Annotated in this window: 1 protein-coding gene; it reads left to right on the top strand. The window is 70.5% G+C overall.

The window, feature by feature from the left end; all coding sequences use genetic code 11:
- Positions 1 to 95 precede the first annotated feature (95 nt).
- Positions 96 to 22,223 (top strand): toxin glutamine deamidase domain-containing protein, encoded by a 22,128-nt coding sequence (locus tag ABZ883_RS13290; protein ID WP_360905724.1) that lies wholly within the window; start codon positions 96 to 98, stop codon positions 22,221 to 22,223.
- Positions 22,224 to 22,414: the final 191 nt, after the last annotated feature.

The raw sequence follows: 22,414 nt of genomic DNA, 5'->3' as shown, positions 1-22,414 counted from the left end.
CCCTGTCCGCTCGATCCGTATCAGCCGACACCACCCGAAGCGAATGACCAGCGGGCGGCCCCGTGGGGCCGCCCGCTTGTGAGGACACACACCCCATGCCTACGAGTTTCGACGATTCCCAGATCCGCGATCTCGGCAATCAGTGGATCAACACCGGTCTGAAGCTGCACGAGTACCTGACGACGATGGACGGCAGCGTCCAGTCCATGGGTGGCGGCTGGACCGGCAAGGCTGGCCGCGCGGCGCAGGTGGTCTGGAGCGGAGTGGCTCGCCACAACATCCGGCACGCCATCTGGGACGCGGGCGAGGTGGCGCAGGAGATCGGGAAGGCGATCATCGAGTATGCCGACGAGCTGCAGAAGGCGATCAAGGAGATCAACCGGGCGCACCTGATCGAGGCCCTCAGCACGATCTTCGGCCTGGTCCTCGGCATCGCCTCGTTCGGTATCGGAGGACTCCTGGGCCGGCTCACCCAGTTGGTCGGCGAGCTGGTCGAGAGCGTCATGCTCGGCATCTCCAGGATCGCCTCCGCGGCCGCAGCGATCGGGCGCGCGGCCGCCTTCACCGCCGACACGGCCCTCAACGCGGTCACTACGCTCGGCACCGACGTGCTCGCCAACTTCATGGGATCCAAGGCCGCACACGCGCCCTTCGAGATGGACTGGGCCGGCGAAGGCATCAACATCGGCCTGAGCGTGTGGATGGGCTGGGGGATGGGAGGCATCGACATCCTGAAGGCCCCCCACAACCTCGCGAACGGCGGTGCGATCCCGCACCTATCCACCCCGACGACCACGCCGACACCCACCCCGGTGAACTCCTCGATCCCGAACTCGTCCGTGGTGCCGCGCACCGGGCTGCCGTCGGTGGGAGACCTCACCGCGTTCCCGTCGAACTCGGTCTTCCAGACCAACCACGCGCCGCCGACGAACGCCGGCGTCACGAACCCGGTGACCGGCACGCCCCGCCCGAACGCCGGGCTCCCCGGCAATGCCACGCCGCTGCCGGGCAACGTCCGGCCGACGACCGGAGGACCCGGCGGGGAGAGGCCCGGCACCACGCGGCCCCCGACCCCGGCCCCCGGCTCCGATGTGAACACGTCCGCCGGCCCCGTCACCACGCGAGGCGGCGGACAGCTGTCGAACCTCGTCCGCAATGACACCACCCCCACGACCGGGACGCCGAACGCGTTCCTCGACGGGCCGCCCCGCAGCACCCGCGGCGTGCCCGGAGAAACCACCACCCCGCCGGCCGCGCACCAGAACGCCACCGGTGGCAGGGGTGGTGGCGGCGACGTCGAGGTGCGGAACGAGATCCCGCCGAGCACGGCGGTCCCGCACAGTGGAGGCGTACGGGAGAACGTCCTGCCGAGCAACGGCGTGCCGACCCGCGCCGGCGGTGCGAGGGACGACGCGCCGGCCACGACGACTTCGCACGCGGACGACGGGGGAGAGACGGTACGGCCGGACACCGCTACCTCGCACGCCGCCGGGCCTGAGTCCGTACACGCCGTCGACGCCGTCGCCGGCGCGGGAGCCGGTGTGGGCCGTGGAACCCCGTCGGCCGGTCATGGCGCCGGTTCGGCTACCGAGGGCGGCCGGGGTACCGGGGCTCCGGGTCGTGGCGCGAACGCGCCGGAAGGTGCGGTGCCGCGTCCGGAGGCGCAGCCGTCGGTGATCGCGGGTGGTGGTACGACCCCGTCGGCCGGGCATGGCGCCGGTTCGGCTACCGAGGGCGTTCGTGGTACGGGGGCTCCGGGTCGTGGCGCGAACGCGCCGGAAGGTGCGGTGCCGCGTCCGGAGGCGCAGCCGTCGGCGGGCGCGGGTCGTGGCGCGGACGTACCCCCGAGCGGGGCGCGTCCGGGAGGACCGGAGACGAGCGGTGTCACCCGCAGCACGCACGACGCGCCGCAGCCCTCGCGCAGTGTCGGGGGCGGCGACAGCCGTCGCCCCGCCGAGCCCCACGGCGGGAAGGCGGAGGCGGACGACACGGTCACGCGCTCGCAGACCTCGGCGGACGCCGAGGACACCGCGGGCGCCGGGCGGTCCGGGGACTCCCTCGCCTCGTCGGCGTCCGAGACGCCGGCGACCAGGCAGCACGACGTCGGATCCGGGACCAATGCCGGCGTCGGCGCCCACGACGGCGCCCACGACGGCGGCCGCGCCGTCGAGACCGCCCACGGCCCCGGCGACCGCCCCGGTCATGACGCCGACACCGTCCTGGCCCGCGACGACGCCGCGAGCACCGACAGCGGCGCCCCCGGCCGGCAGTCCGCGCACACCCCTGCCCCCGAGGGCAGGGGCAAGGTCGCGGAGTGGAACGCCTTCAAGCAGGAGCAGGACGCGAGGAACCTGCCGGTCGTCGAGGCGGAGGCACGCCTGGAGTACCACCGGCAGGACCTCGACTCGGCCTGGGGCAAGGCCCATGACACGTTCGCCGAGAACGACCTGTTCGGCGGTTCCCACCTGGCCCGGGACGGGCGCGAGGCGCAGAACGCCAAGTGGCGGTGGCGCAACGACATCACCCGAGAGTTCCGCGCGGAGGTCGACCGGACGGGCCACGTCTCCTCCGACGCCTCCACGCGCATCGTCGACCGCGCCAGGAACAACGCGTACAAGTACCTCGTCCGGGCCGACGAGAACGAGAGGTTCACCGCCCGCTTCAAGGAGCAGTTGGACGCCTACAAGGCCAACCGGTACGGGGAGGGCGGCGACCTGCCGCAGTTCGACGGTCTTTCCTCGAAGTACGTCTTGGACCGCGATCTGCAGACGTACGTCAAGGACGACTCCAAGGCGTACGGGTACCCGGACGACGGCGTTCAGGGTCCCGTCGCTAAGCTCAAGGACGGAGCCGACGGGTCCCGTCCCGAGGACTTCACCTTCGTCGAGCACACCTTTGGCGACGGCGCCTCCGTCGACCACTTCCGTGACAAGACGCACGACTTCAACGTGCTTGAGCAGTACTACATAGGCAAGCACGAGGAGCTGAACCGGATCCTCGACGGGTTCGTCCGCGACGGCGACACCAGCGGCCAACTGCCCGCGCACACGGGATGGCAGATCGACCGGCTCCTGGACGGCGTGTTCGACGACATCGGGTCGATCGCGACCCGGGAGCGCGACATCCGGGTGGGGACCGGGGAGAAGTTCGACGACCTCATCAAGTGGAGCTCCCGGGGCGCCGAGGCGCTGCCGGACGACTTCGTGCAGCAGGTGCGGCTGGACTTCCAGCGCGACCTGCGCGCCCAGTACGACCTCGTCTTCCGGTACGGGGACGGGGACGGCCCCCGTGCGCTGTGGGACCTGACGACCACCCGAGCAATCGACGAACTCCCGGGCCGCATCGCGAGGGAGCACTTCATCCGGGGCCGGCTGGCGGAGGAGTCGCTGCACGTGCAGGACCGCTTCGCGGACCTGGATGAGGAGTTCCTCGCCCACTTCGGCGAGGACGGGCGGCAGCGCGTCATCGGCGAGTACCTCGACTCCGTGCGCAGCACGGCCGGCCGGCACTTCACCGACCGCTGGGGCGACACCCCGAAGACCGGTGACTCCGCTCCGCAGTGGACCGACGTACGCGACGACCTGCGCTCGACGCTGCCTGACCGGATCCGCCACGAGGGCGACCTGCAGGCCGTGGTCGGCGAGTCCGCGCACGCGTTCCACGAGATCTTGGGCCACCCGGGCAGCACTGAGTCCTTCCAGTTGCATGAGGACACGGTCAGCAGGCTGGGCAACGACTTCCGCACGGAGCGCGTTGTCAAGTACGACCAGTTGTTCGCCCCCGAGGGGCACAAGACCCACGCCTGGCTGTCGCACGAGTCGCGCCACGAGGACGCCTTCCAGTCCCGGCTCGGCGATCTGCGGGACGGCGACTACTACTCCGACCTCAGCAGCCTGTCCTACCCCGCCTTCCGCGACTGGCGAGCCGACGTGCCTGCGCGCGGGCAGAGCGTCCCCGGGCGCCCGGCCCCCGAGGGCCACGCCTCCGCCCCCGAGGGGCACACTCCCGCCCCCGGGGACGACGTCGACGTCCCGGTGCCGCTGCGCGAGCACACCGGCGGCCTGCAGGAGACGCCGGCCGTCCCGACGTCCCAGAACCACCAGGGGCCGGCCGGCTCCCAGACGCGGACGCAGACGGACCACACCCCGCAGCGCCAGGACCAGGTGCAGGTGCAGGTCACCCCGGAGCGGGACACCGCCGGTTCCCTCGGAGCCCTGTCCCACACCGACGCGACGGTCCCCACCTCGGTGTCTGCCACGTCGCACCGCCCCGGGGAGCAGGGGCGCGGAAGGGCGCAGTCGTCCGGGCAGGACGACTCCCCGGCCCTGGACCTAGCGGGCGAGGTCCACAGGTGGCTGCGCAGTAGCTACGAGCACACCTTCACCCGCACGCAGATCGACGATGTCCACCAGGAGCTGCTGCAGGCCCGACCGGGTCTCGCGGACCTGTCGGTGAAGATGCAGGCCGCGCTGGTGAGCCAGTCCCTGGTGCGCTCGATGGGCCAGACGGTGAGGGCCGCAACCGACCTGCTGATGCGGTACACGGGCGTGTACCCCGACAGCCGTCGGATCCAGGAGGTCCACCGGCAGCTGTCGGAGCAGTTCGGGACCGAGTTCCGGCAGCTCACGCCTGTCAAGCAGGCAGAGGTCGTCGTCGCACACATGCTGGGCCGGCTGCCCGGTCTCCACGACGCGGCGGCCGACGTGTCGCAGGGCTCCGTCCGGGCCCCCTTCGACAGGAGCACGCCCGACACCGTCCTGCCCCGGGTCGACGGCGACGAGACGATGCCGGTGCCGCCCGAGACGGTGCACGACTCGGCCGGGGGCGGCGTCGTCCACACCGCCGGAGATCTGGACGGGGTCACCGCCCTGCCCCGGACCGGCCGCTTCGGTGACGAAGAGGTGAGTCTGCACGAGTCGGACTCGCTGCCCTCGAACACGGTGGACAAGGGCAAGGATATGGACCGCGGTCCGGCCGCCGCCTCGGTGGAGCTGGATCACGATCAGCACGACTTCGGCCAGGCCGTGCACGAGGCGCGCGCCGAGGAGCCGCTGCTGAACGGTCTGACCGACGACGAGGTGCGGGACGCCATCCGCATCCAGGACCGCACCGACCCCGCGATCCCGGGGATGCCGCAGCGAGGACGGATGCGCGACCTGGGCCGGATCGGACAGGAGCTGCACGAGCACGGCCTGGACGCCGCGCGGGATCTGGCCGAGCGGCTGTCCGGGCACGGCCACCGCCCTGGCATGCGCGGTGGTGTCAACGACGAGACGGCGGCCGCGTCGGCCACGCAGTCGGGCGACCAGGCTCACACCACGCACGCCTCCCCGGTGACGGACCACTCCGCTCCCGAGGTGCTGCTGAGTGTGGACCCCAGGACGTTCCTGCAGGGGAACGTCCTGTCGATGGACATGGCCCACGGCCTGGAGATCCATGCGGGTGGCCTCGGCGCGGCGGACCGGCAGCATTTCTTCGACGCGTTGGACGTGCTCCCGGGACGCGAGGGGCATCTGTCCGAGCACCGGTTCGTCCTGGTCGAGCGGGGTGTGGACACGAGCGGGAAGCCCGTTTTCGCGATCGCGCCGGCGGTCGAGTGGTACGTGCAGCGCTACGGCGCGGAGCGCTTCGGGTTCCAGGAGGGGACGTCCCTGCCCGCCGTGCGGCCGGACGGCGACTATGTCAACGCCGCGTTCGTGCCGTACCTGACGCGTGGTGCGCAGGACTACACGAACACCGTCGGGCACACGGAGGTGCTGCGGGAGCCCGGGCTGTCCGATCCTCGTCTCGTGGTGACACCGACGATGAACGGATGCGCCTACGCGGTGACGCCGCACGCGGACGCGGACCGGATGACGGTATGGCACTACCAGTCGCCTGACTCGAAGATGCCTTTCCCGGTGCAGTTCCGGCGGGAGCAGCGGCCGACGGACTGGTACGGCGCGGGCGAGTACGCCGGTGCCATACCGCAGGGCAGGCTCTTCGAGGTCGCGAACCTGATGTGGCACGGCAGCAACGGATGGGAGTTCCTCAGCCAGGAGAACCACACGGGCTCGAAGGACGGGGGCGTCGTCACCCTGGCGAACGTCCACGGCCGCCGGGTGGACACGCTCTCGGGCAACGAGCTCCAGCACACGGCCACGGCGTACCAGAGCCTGGTCCACAGTGAGCTCCACGACTGGGACCTGCCGCAGGCGATGCGGAACATCGAGGGCGTGACGCCGGCCGGGCCGGACCTCGAGCGCCTGCGCGAGGTGCACAGCCGCATAAAGCAGCACATCAACAGTGAGATCGCCCGGCTCGGCCAGGCCCGGGACCTCAACGAACTACGCGCACTGGCGGACACGTTCAAGGGCGAACGCGCGGCGATGAGGGGTCGCCTGGACAAACTCATCGCGGAGGCCGGGGCGGACGCGATGTCGGTCCGGACGGATGCCGGCAAGCAGGCCGTGAAGGTGCGCCGCGGGCACGCCGTCCGGATGGTGGACCTGTTCGTCAACCACCCGGGCAAGGACTGGATCGAGCTGCTGCGCACGGAGTCCGCCCCGCAGCACCCGAGCACTCTGGGCGGGTTGTACCAGTCGAAGGCCCGGACGGAGCTGGGCTCCGACCAATCCACGGTGAACATCGCCTTCAGGAGAATCGTGGATGCCAAGCCCAAGGGCCCCGTGGAACGGGCCGTTCACGAGGTCATGAACCAGGTGCGCGCCGAGATCAGCAAGGAGATCGACCAGCTCGGCCGGGCGGAGGACATGGTCGGCCTGCGCGCTCTGGCGGACCGGTTCGGGCAGCAGCGCGAGACCGTGCGGATCGTGGCGGACGCGCACTATCAGGCACTGACCCACGGTGTGAAGGACCGCAAGCAGGTCGCCCTGTTCCACGAGCAGGTCAAGGGCCTGCTGGACGGTCTGGTCAAACCCCGGATGGAGGACTGGATCTCGGGGCTGCGGCACGAGACCGACGCTCTGATGGACGGCAGCGCCTGGCACCGGATGCCGGGAGCCGAGCAGCACGAACTCGGACAGCGGGTCCAGGACCTGCTGCCGCAGGGGAGCCGGGAGGACGGGTTCTTCGACCTGCGGACGCAGCGCGCCTACGACGAGCTGGACACCGCCGCTCTGGCGCAGCCGCTGCCCGCCCGGGCCCGGCAGATCGCCGACGCGCTGTACGGCGGGCCGCAGACCACCGAGGTGGACGACTTCTTCGTCCGGTCGGTGAACAGCCACTTGACGGGGATGGGCGGGACGAAGGTGTCGCCCTGGAAGGTGCACCAGGCGCACCGGGAACTGCAGTCCTCCCGTGGTGCGACGTTCACCCGCGGCAACTCCGTGTTCCGGCAGGAGGCGATCGCCCGGCACCTCGCGGGACGGGCCCGCAATGCCACCATCGGTGGCGCCCCCAGCATGCATGTGGAGCCGCGGAACACCACGGCGCGTGCGGTCCCGCTGGACAGGGGCGCGGACCGTGGCACGGCGCTCACGACGGAGAGCCGGCGCCCGGAGTTCATCGAGGGGGCGAGCACCGGCCGTGCTCTCGCGCAGGACCGTGCACCAGGCACCGCACAGGGTCAGACGACGGCGCTTCAGTCGCCGGCGCACGGCGTCCGCGATGCCGTGCCGGAAGGCGACCTGACGGACGTGCTGCGCGAGCGGCTCAACCGTCCGGAGCTGCTGAACAAGGTGCACGAAGGCGTCAAGGTCGGGGATCGGGGGCTCACGGACGCACAACGCGCTGCGTTCGTGCTGGAGCACCCGGAGCTGGACCTGGAACTGGCCGCGGCGCTGGGCCGGCCGGATGCCGGGCGGGACCTCGCGGGCCAGCTACGACTGAGTGGGCCGGAGAAGACCGAGCTGAGCATGAAGCTGGCCGCCGCGCTGGGTCGGCCGCGATTCGCGGAGGCCCTGGACACCCCGTCCATGGGGCATGACCTCGCGCGGGCCGTAGGGCAAAAGCGTCTGGGCGGCGATCTGGGCGCAGCGCTGCAAAAGCGCCAGCAGCCCCGGACGCGGGTCGTGAAGCAGCCGGGCTACGCCACGGGCGACCAGTTCGGCATCGCGGCGGCGCTGATGGCCGACCCGGATCTGCATGTCGTCGTCTACACAAAGATTCCCGGCCGCGAGGCGCAGGACAAGGGACCGGGCATCGCGGCCTTCTACCGGGACAGCGGGATCGACTCCTCGCGTGTGCACCTGGTCGAGTTGGCACAGGGTGAGAAACCGGACAAGGCCGTGAACCGGGCCCTTGAGCAGGTCTACGGACGCGTGCCCTCCGCTGCCGAAAGGCAGCGGGTGTCCCCCGTGAGTGAGGGGACGACATGGGTGGCGGACAACTTCTCGCTGCGCGTCAGGCATCTGGTGCGTGCGGGCTGGAAGCTGGACGAGGAGGGCTTCTCCGCGGAGCAGAGGGCGAACCTCGGCGACTGGCTCGCGCAGCGGGGCATCGAGCCGTCGAAGGATCGGGACACGATCGTCCTGTGGTCGCGGTTCAGCGGCAAGAAGGGGGACGTGCACGTCGAGCACGACACCTCGTACCAGGGGGTCCGGGACATCCTCGGGCGGCTGGCGCCGGTGAAGGGTGAGACGAGCGGGAAAGGACCGCTGGTCGTCATCGCCGGTGACGCGTATGCCAACCCCGCGCACAAGGGCAAATACGCGGAGATCGTCGAGGAGTTCAGGGGCAAGGGCCTCGAGGTCCACAACCTGACGCACTTCTGGGACACCGACGCCGCGGGCAAGGCGGCGCTGACGTCGTGGGGCGGCAACACCCGCATCGGCCAGATGAAGCTGTACGAGCACCTGCGGATGAACAGCGGCAGCCTGCGGCACCTCGGCTTCCGCAGCGGCAACCTGGAGGCGATGGCGCTCGCCGGTCACACCGTCCGGTACATGGAGGAACCGGACAGCGTGGGCGGTGCCCGGATGGCCAAGTGGCACGCCAAGAACGATTCGCTGCTCAGCGCGCCGCCCAAGAACGGCAAGGGAGGCGTGGGCCTGTCGCTGGCGACCGGTTACGAGCGACTCACGGTGACGGCGCCACCCACCCGCTCGGGCAAGTTCCTGGTCGAGAAGATGGCGCTCACCAAGGCACAGGGCGTCAACAACCTGCACGACGCGCTGCACCCGGACTGGGTGTACGGCGCACAGAAGAACCATGTGAAGCCGCCGGAGGTGAGGACCAAGTTCACCAAGGGGTTCGCCGCCGAGGACCTGGACAAGATCACCGACTACCTGACGGGTGCGAGGCCGAAGCCGGTCCTGCGTCCGCAGCCCACAGCTGCCGCATCCGGGGTGTCCGCCGTCGCGCAGGAGTCGCGTGTCCCACGCAACGGTCACAGCAGTGCCCCCGGGCGCATGCAAAGCAGCAGGTCCGCCCCGAGTCAAGCCGCCGAGGCGGGCGGCGCGGCGACCACCCGGGGCGGCAGGACCGACCGGCAGGAGGCGATCCCGCAGCGGAGTGCGCAGAGGGGCCCGCAGCGTGGCCCGGGGCGGACCCGCGACGCGCGCGTCGGCACGTCGCGCGACGCCGCGGCGTCCTCCTCGGCGTCGGGGCAGCGCCGTCTGGGGGCCGCGGGTGCGGGTGCTTCGGCGCTTGTCCGTCCGCATGAGGAGTTGCGTTCGGCGTATGGGTGGCTGGAGGAGGTCAATCCGTATCGGGAGCAGGGTGGCGGCTTCGAGACGAACTGTGTTCTGACCGCGATCGCGGTCGACATGACGCTGCGCGACGGTGGTGTTCATCAGGCTCCGCCTTCGGACCCTGGTGCTGTCCGGCAGAACATGGGGGAGACGTCGGGGCTGCGGAACTACCTGGAGAACTACCTGGATCGTGATCCGGATCCGGTGTCCGGGCCGCAGGCGGTCGTGGCCGCGATGTCCGCGGCACCGGTCGGGTCTCGGGGCATGGCGGTGATCGAGGACGCCGCCGGCGGCATTGACCACGTAGTGAATGTGACGCGTGATCACAACGGTGTGGTGTTCCTAGACGGACAGGCGGGCTTCCCCGTGCACGCGCCCGACGGCGCGGTCTCCTTCCTGCCTACCACGGAAGGCATTCCCGGACATCCCCTGTACAGCGAGAACGGCACCGCCATGGGCGGCGCGCCGGAGCGCACGCTCGGGTCCGCCCGACTGGCCATTATTCCCGAGGAGAAGGCCCCCGGCCCGGTCCGGGAGCCCGAGCGGATGGCCCCCCGGCTCCCACGCCTCGCTTCGATCGGTGTGGACCTGGACGAGCGGCGGCCGCCGCGACTCGACCTGCAACTGCCGCCCGCGCCGCTCTCCACCGGCCCGGTGCGGTTCAGCGACGGCACCGAGCTGCCCCCCTACATGACCGGCGGCGTCGGTTCCCTGCTTCCCGATCTGCCGCAGGACGTCGTGGGCCGTTCGTTCGCCCTCGGCCAGGGCGACCACACGCTTCGCGGCATCGACCTTGTCGTACGGGCACTCGGCGAGCGGCTGGACCAATCGGCCGGCAGCCGCCCGGCTCCCGTCAAGGGGAGCGGGGCGCATGACGGCTTCGGTCTGCTGGACAGGGTGAGGCACAGTCTGCAGAACAACCCGCAGGGGTTCTTCGGCGACGGCGCGACATTCGTCTACGAGGCGGGGGACGGGAAGACCCGGATCCTGGAGGTAACCGCACGTCCGTACGGGAACTGGGAGCGGTTCACTTTCGGATACGCGAACCCGGCCAAGGTCGACACCATGCAGCGGTCTACCACCACCAGCGGTCGGATGGACGTCAACGGAACCTCCGTCGGGTTCGCCCCGACGGCGCCCCTAGGACCCGTCAAGCAGTTGCTGTCCGCGTGGGGACGGTTGCACCTGCAGCTCAACTTTGGTAAGCAGGCTCAGTACAACCAGCAGCGGCAGGTGGTGAACCAGACCGAGACCCGCACCACGGACAACTCGCATGTCCATCTCGACGACGTCCGGTTCGATTTCGTGGTCAAGGACAGCCACGGCTTCCCCATCGAACTGAGCGGACGGCCGGTGCCGCAAGGGGCGGCCAGGGCCCGACGGGCGGTGGAGTTCGGCTTCGCCGTACGTGACGGTCTCATGGTGCGGATCGCCGACTCCTTGACCGGTGGCACCGACGGCGAATCGCTGCCGCCCCGGATGAAGCTCGGTGCCGAGTCCCACTTCCGTACGGTGAGCACCGAGGCCTTCGGCCCGGTGCGCCACATCAACCAATGGGTGATGCAGCAGGCCGGGGTGAGGCCGGACAGCATGGCCGCTGCACAGATCGAGCGCTTCTTCTCCACCGACGGCTTCCACGCGATGTCCCGTGTGCTGAACTCGGGTCCCGTGTACACCCCCCCGCTGTTCGGCGGCAGAAACGGCAGCGACCCGCTGGGCGTGTTCTCGGTGAGGGTGGAGTCCGGCGACGCGGTGCTGATCAGCGAGACGACGGCGGCGGAGCTGCGGGACATCGCGCAGGGTACGGCGCGCACCGACCGGCGTATCGCGAAGTCCTACGGCGCCGAGGTCGGCGTGTCGGTGGGTCCCGGGTTCCAGTTGTTTGGGCTGGAGAACGGCGCCTTCGACCTGCGGCTGCTGGCCGGACTCACTGCCCGCTACGGCGCGTCGCGGAGCCGGAGAGCCGGCTCGGGCGGCTCGGCGGCCGTCAAGGCCGCCGCGCAGGTCAAAGGTGCCACCACAGGTCTGTACCTGGTGCAGAAGACGGTCATGGTGACCGCGCCGCCCGACACGAAGGCGGCGCTGCCTGATGCCGCACGCGACAAGGAGGAGCAGCGCGGGAAGCTGCGGAAGAACTCGCCGCAGCAGTGGAGCGAGCCGCCGAGTTCCCGGACGTTCCAGACATGGGCGGTCGAGCGTCTGCCCCACACCGAAGCCCATCGGTTGGCCGGGATTGGCCAGGTCAGGCCGACCGGGGAGGCACCCAAGACTCCGGCGTACCTGACGGAGGCCGATCCGTCGACGCTGGGAATGAGCCGGGTGGAGGAGTTCACCTTCGCGAACGGGAAGATCAGCCGTGAGATCGACGGCAGGAAGGTGACCTTCCCGGAATATTTTGCCGACGCGGTACTGAAGGAGGTCGGCAAGGCATATCCGGACCTGGTGGCGCCCCTGCGCGAACTCAACCCGCGCAATCCCCGGTGGCGTGACGCCGACCACTTCCAGACCGTGCAGCATAATACGTTGGAGGTCCTCAACCAGCTGTCGCACCACAGTATGGCGTCGAACCTTGAGACGATGATGACCACCGGTCTGCGCATCGACCTGGTCGAGTCGGCCAGGCTGTCGCGGGGCCATCGCTACGTATGGGTGGACGCGAAGCTGACCGGGCGGCGGTACGAGGGAAAGCAGGAGGACCTGCGGCTTCGGTTCAGCGCCCCGGGCACCGAGAGCCTGGCTGGCCAGCAGAGTGGGTCCCGCTCGCTGCAGGGCGGTCTTGAGGGTCTGGTGTCAGTGCGCGACACGGCCACCGACCACACCGGTCGGACGGTGCAGGCGGGTACCGCGTCGGTGGGCGCGCGGGTCGGCCTGGGCAAGGTGTCCGAAAGCGGTTACGGCATGGGCGCCGCGCACGAGGCCATGTCCATCGGTACCAGCGACTCCCATCTGTACAGCTACCGGATCAGCCTCGACGCCCAGCGCGGCGGCTACTGGCGGCCCCGCAGGTGGCTGCGTGGCCTGCTGCTCCTGAACGCACTGGGGACGCAGCCGTTCGTGTTCGGCGAGCGGGAACATACCCTGATCCGGCACCCGGAGTCCGGCGGTACGCCGGAGGCACCGGGTCTGGGCCGGGTGCTGCTGAGCATCCCGGTCGAGCACACGCCCGTGCCCGCCCCGGCTCGCTCCGACGACCAGCCGAAGACGGAGACACTGTCCCCCCCGAAGGCGGAGACACTGTCCCCCGAGGACGCTCGAAACCTGGCTCTGGGAACCGGACAGCTCCCGACGTGGCAGGCGTCAGACGCCGCCTTGTTGGCCCACCCCCATCTGACGATCTCCGTGACGGGTGCCAAGCAGCTCACCGGCGCCGTCGAGGAGGTGCTCAGGGAGGCGTCGGGCGGTTCGTGGCTGGTGACGCGGAAGGGCGCCCCCGTGCATGACGCGGCGGTGCGCATAACCGAGAGCAGCCATCTGCGAGCGAACTTCGACCAGAGCACCGCTGAGGCGGGGTGGCGGGCTCCGGAGCTGTGGGCCCCGGCGCCGTATCTGAACCGGTCGACGTGGCTGGTTCACCGGACCAGCGTCTCGGGCGGTATGACCGCCCTGACCGCGGCGGAGAAGCTGGAGACCGACACCACCATCGGCGGTGTCACGCAGGTCGGCGGCAGCAACGCGAAGATCAGCACGCTGTTCTTCGGCGGTCAACTGGGGCTCTGGCGGGTCCATCACGTGGGGGACGGCGTCACCGGCAGCTACACCGTGGCGCTCAGTCCGTATCGGTCGGACGTTTCCAGGTCGGCGACGGTTCAGCGGGCGGCGATCGCAGAGATCAGCCGCCAGGACACCGGACGCCAGGTCCTGGTCACCGCTCCGGTGAATCATGAGATCGCGGCTGCCTCCGACCGGATCGGCGCATGGGCACACGGTAGGAGCCACCTTCCCGCCTCCCTGGTCGGAGCGTCGGGACGCAGGCTGGTGGTCCCCAACGGTTGGCTGGGCCACCTTCCTGAGAAGAGCGCCTACCGGCTCGGGGTGCTGAAGGACGGCTTCGGGGACGTGCCGCTGTACACCAAGCGAACCTGGTCGCCTTTCCCGTGGCTGCGGGACCACCCCTTCGGCAGCTGGCCGGTCAACTCGCTCCACACAGCCGCTGCGCTGCGCGGGTTCGAGGACCGACTGAAACCGCTGGGGCTATCCGCGCAGGACCGGGAGCAACTGCGCCGACTGGTGTCGAGCCGTGTGGTGCGGGCCATCAACAAGGAGATGGCGGGCACGGGTTCCTCGGTGCCAGCGCGCATCGGCCGCTGGGGTGCGGAGTGGGCCCAGACGTGGATCGGTCACCGGCAAGTGCGCCTGCGGGCCACTTTGGTACCCGTGAAGGGCTCCGGGGACGGCTTCGGCGGCCTGGGCCACAGTGTGGATCTGCAGGAGCACCGCCAGGCTGTGGAATCCGTGCAGCTGGCCCACGGCCGGGCCTCCGGCAAGCTGATCGGTGTCGCGAGCTCCGAAAGCGCGCACACAGCCGACCCCGTGGTCACGTCCGCGGGCCCGACGTATTCGCAGGCGGGTTCGTCGGTGCAGGGGAGCGTCCAGACGCGGAACGACGGCACCGTCGAGTTCTCGTCCATCTCGACCACGCAGGCGCACGCGGAGTACACCACGGAGTACGAGCTGCGGCTCGAGATGGAGATCACCGACGCCGAGCCGGCCAACCCGGCCGTCGCGCACAGCGGCGCGGGCAGGCTGAAGGACACGGCCGGCCGATGGCTGCGGATGTGGACCGGGCGGCGGCGGCACACGATCTCGGTGCAGGAGAGGGCGGGCCAACTGATCGAGCACCTCCCGCTCAGCCTGATGCGGCCCGACGCTGATGAGGGGACCCGGCAGGTCGATTCGCTCGAACCGCGGCTGCCGACGCAGGACCGTCCGCCGCGCCAGGTCCCCTTGCCGCAGTCGCTCGGTGCGGGCGGTTGGCACGACGTCCGGCACCGCGGTGCCGGTGCCGAGGTCAAGCCGTTCGAGATGCCCGAGATGGGCTTTGCCGTCCGGGCCATCGTGGGCCTGGACGGTCTGCACACCGCCAACACGCTGGCCCTGGGCGCCGCGTACGACGCGTCGCTGTCGGTGCCCGATCAGGGCCCGCTCGGCGCGGACCTCCTGGCACAGGCGAAGGACACGCCGTTGACCCGTGCCGGCACGGGGGCGGCCCAGAGCCTGGAGGACGGCACGTCCAACGGGGCGCTGACGGCCTTCTTCCATCGGACTCTGACGCCGGAGGGCTACCAGGTGGCGGGGCTGGCCGACCGCGGCTTCTTCGGCGGTGCGGACGGCAGTCTCGCAATTTACTCCAAGCCTGACTTCACCGGCGCCCGGCTGATGGCCGTCGCGGACGGAATGAAGTTTGAGACGCCCAAGCGGGACGTGCACGGCATCGGTTCGTCCTCCTCCCGTGTCGGTGCGGCCGAACACATCCTGACCGCCGGGCCGACCACCTCCTCCCCGGCGGTCGGCACCAGCCAGATAGGCAGCGGTTCGGGCTCGCAGGAGGTCGACTCCGTGACCATCGGCCCGGCGGGTGAGCGGCTTGCCTCGGTGAACGTCAAGCCGGACAAGGGCCGGGCGTTCCTGTTTGCTATCCCCGCGAAGTGGCTGTCGATCGCGCAGGTCCACCACCACGTGAAGGACAGCACCCCGGTCAAGGCGGTCCGCAGCGCCTTCGGCAACCCGCAACGGGAGCCGCAGGCAATGGAGACCGACGCCACGGTGCTGGCCTGGGTGCGCGAGGACGTCGCCCGGCAGCTCGGCCTGGTCGACGGCGTCAACTTCCCGACCAAGGTGGCCGAGTCCTGGGACTCGGTCAGCAAGGCGGACAAGAAGTGGACTGCCGCCGACAAGGCGTACTGGGACCTGCGCCGCGGCGACGCCGCCAAGCGGGAGGCCGAACTGGCCGCCGCCGAGGAGGTGCTGAACACCCTCACTCACGGTGACCCGCAGCCCGTGCCGACGGTGGAGGACGCCCTCGAGGCGCTCCACGCGCTCGAAAGGCAAGACGACTGGGCCGAACCCGCCCACGACGGCTGGGCCCAGGTGCTGTCCGAGCAGATCGAACAGGCGCGGACAATGCTGGACCGGGCGCGGCAGGTCGCCGCCGCCCAGGACGCGCGGGACGCCGCGCAGCAGCGGCTCGACGAGGTCAAGGCCGACCTGGATGCCCATCTCGGCTACGCTGAGGCCCTCTCGGAGGAGTACGCCCGAGTGCGCGGGCTCGCCGACCGGCTCACCAGCTGGTACCAGCTGCAGGCCTCCCCGCAGGGCCGCGACCAGATCAAGGACATCCCCGAGCCGGCCAAGGCGGTCCTCTCCGCACCGCCGGCCCCCGAGGTGAGGGACAAGCCGGAGACGAAGCCCAAGACGAAGCAGAAGGCTCCCGCGACCCCGGCGCCGAAGGCCGCGCGGCAGGACGCCGACGTGAGACAGGCGCACACCAGTGCGCCCTGGCTGCGCCAAGGCGCAACCGACCAGCAGCGGCAGTTCGACGCGGCGGCAGACCACCGCACCCTCACCGTCACGGAACCCGACGGAAGCAGCCGGATCTTCGACCTGCACCAGCCGCAGGATGACGGAAACGGCTTCTACGCCGCTGTCCTTAAGGCCAGGGGCGGCCGCTCCGGGGACTCCGCAACCCTGGCGGGGAGGGTCGCCCGCAGCCGGCATCTGCCGGAAGGGGCCCGTCTCGACCCTCAGGCGGTCTTCTACAGCTGGGAACTGGACGCCGCAGTGGACCGAGCCTTCCCGTACGAACCCGAACTGCGCAGGCGGGTCCGGCACTCGGCGGCGAGCGGCGGACAGCTGCCGAAGAACGTGACCCGCAACCTGGTCAGGACCAACCTGCGGACGGCGCGCGGCTGGGACGCGGAGACGGCCGACGTGGCCGCCCGGCTGACCGCGCAGACGCTGGAGGTGGACCTGACCGTGGTCCAGGAGGACGGCTCCCACCAGTCGTACTCCGGTGCGTCCGCCGACACCTCCGACCCCCTTCCGCAGGTGACCGTCTACCGGCGCGGCGACGCATACCTCGCCGCCGTCCCACGCGCCGCCGAGACCTGGAAGGGCAAGGGGGTAGACCGCTCGCAACTCGCGGAGCTGCCGGACAGCGGTGCCGTCCCGCAGACGGAGGCGCACGTTGGCACGTACGACGAGGCCGTGAGCGAAGCGATCGCGAATGAGCCGGCGTTGCACGGTCTGACCCTTGACGAGGTCAAGACGGCCCTCGATATCCAGCAGCGGGTCGATCCGCCGACGCCGATCATCGGCCATGACGTGGTGGCGCAGGCGTCGCGGGAGCGGCGGATGAAGGCTCTGGGTCAGATCGCGCGGGCCGTTCGCGAGGACGGCGTGGACGCGGCCAAGGCCATGGCCAAGGCCAAGGCCAGGGAGCTCGGCGAGAACGCCGGCCGCCGGGGGCTGTACGCGGGCGGCCTGCAGCCGACAGCGGCGCAAGATTCGGTGACGGCGGGCGAGACATTGAAGGCCCAGATCGCGCGCCAGACACCGGTCGAGCCGGTGGAGCGGCAGTGGTTCGACCGCTTCAGCCGCGAGCTGGCGCGGCCGGTGGTCCGGCCGAACCCGACCGGCACCGAGCCCCAGCCCGAGCTCGTCTCTGTCGCCGACACCTCGCACACCGAGTCTGTTGAAGCCATGACACAGTTCGCCGAGGCCGTCGGGGAGCTGACCGCCGCGTTCTCGAGCCGGTGGGCGGTCCAGGAGCGGATCGCGGGTGCGGGTTCCTCGGCGGACGCGCAGTCGGTCGATGCGCACCAGCAGCGTCTGGCCGCCGCGGAGTCGCGATTTGACGCCGCCGAGCGGCGGATGGTGGAACTGGGGCTGGGCGACCTCTCGGGCAGGGACGACGCGCTGCTCCCGGACGAGATGCGCGATCTTCCGGCGCCGGCGTTCCGTGTCGCCATGGTCCGGGCCGAGGAACTCCTGGGAGCCCCGGCTGTGGCGTTCGGCTCGGAGCGGCACGTGCGGGTGATGCGTGACGCCCACGCTGTGGCGCGGATCGCCGTGGCGGCCCAGCTCGTGGGGGGCGGAGAGGCGGCGGCCCGGGCGGTCGCGGCGGAGTTCTCCGAGCAGCTCGGGACACATCCGGGAAAGATGATCGGGGGAGCGCTGACGGTGGCGGGCGTTAACCTGACCGAGCAGTTCCGGAAAGCGACGAAGGAGCTGGAGGAGGAGTACGAGCACGAGTTGCGGCTGCTGCGGAGCCAGCTCGAGTGGAAGACCCGTCAGGCGGATGCCGCGAGTAGTTCGTCGGTCGTCGGCAGAATCTGGGGGGTGCTGGGATGGCGCTCCCCGCAGCTCGCCGGGCCCCAGTGGGATGGCGAATCGGAGAGCGATCTCCAGGATGAGATCGCGAAGCTGCCCGACCGCATGCTGCGACAGCAGAAGAAGTTCCTCGCTGACCAGATCTCGGCCATCGAGAGGAGCCTGCAGCAGGAGCATCACAGCTTGGCGCTGAGCGCGGCGGAGCGGCGCGCCTATGCGCATGATCGCGACCGCATTCAAAAGCGGCTGGCGAGACTGATCGTGGAGCCGACCGGGCACCGGGGGTACCACGCCGTGCTGGACGCCGAGGTGGGCAAGCACCCCCAGTTCGGTGCGAAGCGGCAGCAAATCAAGGTCGACACCTACACGGACCTCGCACGGGGCCTGCTGGGCTGGATCGCGGCGAAGCCGAGCCGACACCAGGAGAAGGAACTCGCCCTGCGGGTGGAGTCCGAGGGGCATGTCGAGCAGCTCCTGGACATCCTGATCGTCCGCATCCACGCACATGTGCGGGCCCTCCCGAACGGGGAGAGGATGCTCGGTGAGATGGAATCGGGCGTGTCGCACGTCGATGGCAGGGAACTGGGCACCTACCTCCGGCACTTCCGGGCGAAGAATCTACCCGAGGACCTCCGGCACCTGGCGACGACCGTGTGGGAGCGGGGTGGCATGGCGGGAGTCCTGCGTGATCCCGCCGGGTTCGGCATACGCGACAAGATGATGGTTCTGCACGACCTCATGGAGTACTTCAAGGAGTCCCGCCACTACCCGGTGACGTACGGCACCCGGCGGTTGCCCGACGATCGTCGAGAGGAGGAACAAAGCACCACCCGCGTCGACGAGCACGGCCGCCGCACCTCCTCCACGGCCGATCGCGCTCAGAACCGCCTCGATGACGGCACGACCCACCCGTCGACGCGGGACGAGAACGCGGCGTCGACGATTCTCGCGCGCGAGCTGCGTATCCCCGTGTGGGCGGGGCAGTCGTTCACCGCGATGCGCATGTTCAAGCTGGCGCAATGGGCCGGGGCGTCACAGCACGAGATCGCCGCGGTTGCCTGGGGGATCTTCGCTTTCTGGCGGCTGCACTACGACCACCGGGAGGAGCTGGCCTACCACACGCTGCATGAGACGCTGGATATCGCCCAGAACTTCGGGGTGCCGTATTCGCTGCACGACCAGGCGGCGGGGCTGCGCGATGTGACGGTCGAGCACCTCCTCACGTACACGGAGGCCCAAGCCGCGGACTTCGCGGGTCTGGCGATGCGCGTCTACAGGGCTGTCGACGCCCTGTCGTCGAGTGGCTGGGTGCCGACAGACATGGAGGAAGCTCTGGAAGAGCTGCGCGATGCCGCCCTCTACCTGACAGTGCACGCCTCGGTGATCGGGCGCGACGTGGGTCCGGCGCGGTCGCTGGTGGGCGGAGGGCTCACGGAACCTGCGATCCGGGACGTGATCCGGTTGGTAGACCACGTACACAAGGGCCTTGCACGGCAGAAGGAGGTGGCGAAGCACGAACGCGTCATGCGGCTCGGCCTCGACGGCGGCTCGCGCGACCACGGACTGGACCCGCAGGCCGAGGGCTGGGAGACGGGCCGCGAGATCACGATCATGGCCGAGCGCCACGGCTTGCCGGAGCGGGAGCTGGAGCACCTGTTCGCCATGCCGGAGAGCGGCAAGGGCGCGGAGGTGTTCCACGCGTTCAGCCGGCCGTTCCTGCACTCGTCGCGGTCGTATGGTTACGAGGTCGGTTCCGCCGGGACGGTGCTGCTGCCGGACGGCAGGGCTCTGCGGGGGCGTTGGACGCGGTTCGGGGACGATTTCCTGCACGAGCAGGGGTACGTGCTGCGGGGCGACAACGGCTGGATCGGTCGTGTCGCGAACTGGGAGGAACTGCGGGCGATCCTGCCGCGGGACGCGGTGGCGTACGAACTGGCGGCGGACGAGTCGCGGATGCGCGTCGTGCCCGCGGACGGGGCGGGCCGCGCCGTCGTGCTGCCGCTGACCGGGGAGCGCGCCGACGCCGGTGTGTGGACCGCTGGGTCGGAGGTTCACGAGCCGGCCGAGGCGGTAACCCAAACCGACCCCGTCACCGCGGTCAAAGCGGCCGAGCAGGTGGATTTGTTGGGCGTCCGGTCGGTCTCGCGGGAGGCGGACGACGGATTGCTGCGGTCGGAGGGTTCGCGGATCGTTGGGGGCGCCGGTGACGGTGTGGCCCGTGCCGCCGAGACCTCGGCGCCCGGGGAGGGCGGGTCGCTGGATGAGTTGTATGGTCCGGCGGTTCAGCCGAAGACGGTGAAGCGCGGCGAGAAGGACGACGCCGTTCCGCCTCAGGTCCGTCTGAATCCTCTGTGGTACCGGGTGGAGGACTTCAAGCCGGCGTTGTTGGAGCGCGGCGGTGTCTGGGCGTACGCGATCGATGAGGACGGGCAGTTCTTCATCGGTAGTGAGGATGTCTGGTCGATTGCGGGCGAGGAAGAGCGCAAGGAGCTCTTCGACGCGATGAGGACCGCTCACCCCGATCTCACGATGGAGCAGCTGAAGGGGTACCTCAACGATCAGGGCGTGCCGACCGTCGCCGCGGGGTTCGACGAGTCCGGCACCACCGTGATCGGTTCTGCTCGTGTCGGTGGTGAGCTGTTCCGTGATCCGATCACGGGTCAGTGGACGATCGACGCGTCCAGTCGTTATGTGGGCCCTGCCGTCCGCCCCGGTGTGGAGGCGGCCACCGTTTCCCGGTGGGTGCGCAACGCGGCCGAGGCCCTCAGTTCCGCCCTCGGCATGGCGATCCGGGCCAGGGACGCGGAACAGCCCACCATCGCCCACGGCGCGCATGTCGCGGGCACCGGCACCAGGAAACTGGACCGCGACTACGGTCCCCTGGCGGGCCCGAAGAAGGTCAAGGACCGTGAGCGCGACCACGTGGCGCTCGACCAGGTCCGCCTCAACCCGCTGTGGTACCGGCTGGAGGACTTCAAGCCGGCGCTGCTGGAGCGCACGGACGGCGTGTGGCACTACGCCGTCGACGAGGACGGGCGGATCAGTATCGGCAGCGACCAGGTCCTGTCGGTGATGACGCCGGAGGAGCTCGACGAGCTCTGGTCGCACATGCGGCAGGCGGATCCGGAGCTGACCCTGGAGCAGCTCAAGGCGGGCATCGACAACCAGGGGCATCCCACGGTCGCGGCCGGCTTCCGTGAGGACGGCACCACCGCCGTCCGGCCCGCGCGGGTCAGCGGAGAGCTCTCGTACGATCGCGCCTCGGGGGCGTGGGAGCTGACGGACAAGTCCGGCCGGTACATGAGCAACAAGATCCGGCCGAGTGTCGACGCGGGGGAGGCGCAGCAGTGGCTTGCCAACACCGCGCGGCGCATGAGCGAGCATCTCGGCGTCCCCGTGAAGCCCGTCCTCTTCAAGAACGCGGCGGCACCGGCGGTCACCGTGCCGCATGAGGCCGCGGCGGTCCACACGGCCGGCGCGGACAAGCAGGCCGACGCGCACAAGCCCGCCGAGCAGGTCGAGGCCCCTGCCGTGAGCCACGCCGTCGACGCCGACCAGCAGGCCAAGGCGGTCGACCTCCTGGACCCGGAGCGCTTCCGCGCGCACACCACCGATCCCGCGGCCTCCGGCAGCCGGTCGTTCTCGCGGGTGGTGGCCTTCGACCGGATGCTGCACGACTACCAGGCGATCGACGAGCACGATCACGCGCAACGTGCCACGGCGCTCGACGGCATCGTCAAGCAGGCCCGTTCCTACGTGACCACCACGAAGGACGAGTTCCGGCGCCAGGTCGTGCAGCAGTTGGTCGAGCAGGCCGAGACCCGGGCGGCCGCGTACCGCGGGCAGGCAGAACCCAAGGAGGCGCCGGCCGGCACCACGGAGGTGTCGCCGACCGGTCCGCTCGGCTACCGCGAACGCATCGCGCTCGCCAAGCGCGAGTGGCAGGGGCCGGTGGCCGAAGAGGTGGCGCGGTTGGAGGCGACCCTGCTGGAGGCCGGTCCGGGTGCCCGCTCGCTGGTGATGGGCGTGGTGCCCGGCGAGCAGCTGTGGGCGGTGAACGTGCTCGGCACGGTGCGCTGGCTGGAGCAGAGCACGGCGCAGGCGACGCAGCCCCCGCAGTCCGCGCACGCCACGGTGGTCTCGATCGACCTCGACCCGGGCGCACGGCTGATCAAGCCCGACGCGCGGTTGCTCGACGCCGGCGACCAGACGTCGCGCTTCTGCGAGCTGGTCGTGGGCGGTGATCTGCGTCACGTCGTGTGACCGACGCCCCCGCGTGAAAGCGCCGGGGCCGCGGGACCGGTGGTAACCGGCCGCGGCCCCGGCGTCGGCATTCAGGCCGCGTTTCCGTGAGCCTGCCGTGGGCGGGGAGCTGCGGCACGCCGCGTGGGGGAGGCCCCGCACATGAAAGCGCCGGGGCCGCGGGACCGGTGGTAACCAGCCGCGGCCCCGGC

The sequence above is a fragment of the Streptomyces sp. NPDC046977 genome (assembly GCF_040644455.1).
GTDB lineage: Bacteria > Actinomycetota > Actinomycetes > Streptomycetales > Streptomycetaceae > Actinacidiphila.
Note: the sequence above shows the minus strand (reverse complement) of the source record. Positions and strands in the feature narration are given on the sequence as shown.